The sequence below is a fragment of the Microcystis sp. M061S2 genome (genome assembly GCF_020245605.1).
Taxonomy (GTDB): domain Bacteria; phylum Cyanobacteriota; class Cyanobacteriia; order Cyanobacteriales; family Microcystaceae; genus Microcystis.
Map to the genome: position 1 here is coordinate 1 of NZ_JADBUP010000112.1, position 3,070 is coordinate 3,070.

Annotated in this window: 3 protein-coding genes and 1 pseudogene; 2 read left to right on the top strand and 2 right to left on the bottom strand. The window is 39.0% G+C overall.

Going from position 1 to position 3,070, the window contains the following annotated elements; translation table 11 throughout:
* Positions 1 to 127: 127 nt before the first annotated feature.
* Positions 128 to 1,151 (bottom strand): annotated as a pseudogene (locus IM475_RS18270) (IS630 family transposase).
* A 259-nt stretch (positions 1,152 to 1,410) separates the two neighbouring features.
* On the opposite strand from IM475_RS18270, the gene IM475_RS18275 reads away from it, so the two are divergent.
* Complete coding sequence (locus IM475_RS18275) at positions 1,411 to 1,698, top strand: YggT family protein (protein WP_149973717.1); 288 nt, start codon at positions 1,411 to 1,413, stop codon at positions 1,696 to 1,698.
* Here IM475_RS18275 and IM475_RS18280 read toward each other — a convergent pair.
* A complete protein-coding gene (locus IM475_RS18280) occupies positions 1,695 to 2,135 on the bottom strand; it encodes a hypothetical protein (RefSeq protein ID WP_002741759.1) in 441 nt (146 codons plus the stop codon). The genes IM475_RS18275 and IM475_RS18280 overlap by 4 nt on opposite strands.
* A gap of 90 nt (positions 2,136 to 2,225) precedes the next feature.
* Between IM475_RS18280 and IM475_RS18285 the strand changes: the two genes are divergently transcribed.
* The coding region (locus IM475_RS18285; RefSeq protein WP_287728658.1) for an RNA-guided endonuclease InsQ/TnpB family protein at positions 2,226 to 3,070 on the top strand (845 nt) is incomplete at its 3' end.

A 3,070-nucleotide genomic window follows, 5' to 3' on the forward strand; every position in this document is an offset into this window, starting at 1 on the left:
CAGGTGGTCAACTACCTAATTTTCAGGGAAAAAGTCCAGGGATTTTCCCCCCGATCACTCCAAGTGCTGGCACTTTTTGAGGGGAAAAAAGTCTAAAAGTCTTACCCAACAAGGTTTTTAGATTTATTCAGCAAACCCTAAATAGTTTAAGGTTGATTAAAAGATTAAATATCTTCTTCATAATCCCAAAATTTTTACAGAAACGGTAGCATCTCCTTACCAGGGTTTTTAATGATAGCCAAATTGCTTCAATCGGATTTTCTTCAGGAGCATAAGGAGCAAATAAATGACAAGTTATTTTCCAGTTTTCTGGGGCTAAACCTTCATTTACTTCAGCTAAAAAACCTTGCATTAATTCCCCTCTATAATAGGAAGCTCCATCCCAAAAGATAATAATTCTTTTCCCTGGATTTATCTTGATTAACTTTTTGAGAAAATCCACTGTGCAATCTCCATTTCCCTGCTTGTATTCTTCAGTGATAAGTTCAGGATTTATTAAGTTTAATGCCCCCTAGTATGTTTGACGATTTTTCGGGTTGAGAAGTGGAAGTTTTAGTCTTTTATCTGTCTTCCCCCAAAGATGGCTAATCAAGTCTCCTTCTAGTAGGTGAACTTCGTCAATCGTATATATAACAACCTTTTCAGCTTTTATTTCTGGTAATACCCCTGTTATAATATCTTGGATTTCTTGGTTCTTTTTTTTTGACCAGTTCTGGGTCTTGAAGAGGATTTTTAGGTTGAGCTTTTTGCCAACTAATTTTCGCTTCTTTTAGCAAATTATAATAGCTCGTTTGAGATTTAAATGCTACATCAAATTGGTCGATTAAATAGCATTCTAGCTCCGCTATATCCCAATATTCTTGTTGTTGCAGCCAACTGAAAACTTTTTGTTTTTGCTCTTCATCTAAGTAGCTTTTTGCTCCTTGGTATGATAATTTTAATCCAGCGATACCTCGGTCTTCAAACTGGGTTTTCCATTTACCAATAAAACTTAGAGAGACATTGAGTATGGGGGTGATCGCTTAATAAGTCCATCCTTGTAAAGATAGTTTAACGGCAATAGCTCTTTTTAATTCTCTTGAATCTGGATTCGTTTTAATCCATTTATCTAGTTCCTCGATCTCTTTTTTGATTTTCTGAGCCTTGTCCATAATTAAAGTTATTAAAACATTGACTGAGATTATAGCATTTTTTCAGAAATTGATTTCCACATCTCAAATGTAAATGCTATATCTCACCATTCAGATAACTGCTGTATTCAGTTTTCTTACCAGGTGTCCGTCAACCCCGATGAATGCCGATAGCCGGTTAAAACCAGTAAGATAGGGGGGCGAGAGTAACTAAAGACCATTTTTTTGGTAAGATCAAAGCTAAACTAACCATCACGCCCCCTTGAGGAAAGATTTATTTATGAGCGATATAGGGTTTATTTTGACGATAATCAACAATTTCCTGCAAATTTACTCAGTAATCCTAATTGTTAGGGTTTTACTGACTTGGTTCCAAAATGCCGGTTGGGCCTATCAGATTATGTCTTTTCTCAGTCCGATTACCGATCCCTATTTAAACCTCTTTCGCTCGATTATCCCACCCCTAGGCGGGATGGACTTGTCCCCGATTCTCGCATTCCTGCTGCTCAACGTCGTTCAGAGTGTCGTAGCCACAGGGGCCACCAGTCTGGTCAGCAGCAGTTTCTAAATCCGCGGATCCACACTGCTGGTAAAACCGGAAGCTTTGAATTTTTCCAGTCGCAAGGGGGTTGGTTGATTGGTAGAAACAGAAATTCTGATCTCGAAATCACTAATCCCCGGCGGCACTTCTGGAATTGCCCCGACTCGGCTACGATTTTGTAAAGCCGGTTCCCCGTTAGCATCGTAAATCCGACCAAAAACATCGGCATCATAGACGGTTTTTCCGGAATTATTTTTAGCTTTGCCGGTGATTAAAAAACAATTAGCGGGAAAACTGGTTCCCCCACTGGTGACACTCCCCTCGGCTAATTCGGGGGGACAGTCTTTATAAGATACATCTAATAGTTGAATTGGGGTCAAAGCTTGAGCAGTAGGGATGATAAGCCAGCTAGACAGCCAGAAAAGAACAGAAAGCAGCAAAACAGTGAGCGAGCGTGGTGTCATCGAAAATTTGGGTCTGAAACCCCGTCGTTCTACGACGGCTTTACTGTTAAATATTAGCGCATTTACACGATATATGCTAGAATGCGAGATATGGAAAAAGCCTATTCTTACCGATTTTACCCAACACCCGAACAAGAGTCGCTATTGCGGCGCACTTTGGGCTGTGTAAGATTAGTTTACAATAAAGCTCTCCATCTCAGAACACAAGCTTGGTATGAAAGACAAGAAAGAGTAGGCTACGCTCAAACTTCTTCAATGCTAACCGAGTGGAAAAAGCAAGAAGAATTAAACTTTCTCAATGAAGTAAGCTGTGTACCCTTACAACAAGGGTTAAGACATTTACAAACAGCTTTTACTAATTTCTTTGCTGGTCGTACTAAGTATCCTAACTTTAAGAAAAAACATCAAGGAGGAAGTGCCGAATTTACCAAGTCTGCTTTTAAATTTAAAGACAGACAAATCTATTTAGCTAAATGCACAGAACCTTTACCTATTCGATGGTCAAGACAAATACCAGAAAGCTGTGAACCAAGCACGGTAACAGTCAGATTACATCCATCAGGACGCTGGCATATTTCAATTAGATTTGATGACCCAACGATTAAGCCTTTACCAGTAACAGATAAAGCCATTGGAATTGACTTAGGAATTAGTAGCCTTGTGATTACCAGCGACGGCGATAAAGTATCTAATCCCAAGCATTTTAAGAAACATTATCGGAGACTGCAAAAGGCACAAAAAAGTCTTTCTAGAAAACAGAAAGGGTCAAAAAATCGGGAAAAAGCAAGAATCACAGTAGCCAGAATTCACGCTCAAATTACTGATAGCAGAAAAGACCATTTACATAAGCTAACCACTCAATTAGTTCGTGAAAATCAAACGATTGTGGTTGAGAATTTAGCCGTCAAGAATATGGTCAAAAACCCGAAATTATC

Coding starts and splice junctions, on each gene's coding strand:
- IM475_RS18275 (WP_149973717.1), top strand. CDS start 1,411: ATGAGCGATATAGGGTTTATTTTGACGATAATCAACAATTTCCTGCAA.
- IM475_RS18280 (WP_002741759.1), bottom strand. CDS start 2,135: ATGACACCACGCTCGCTCACTGTTTTGCTGCTTTCTGTTCTTTTCTGG.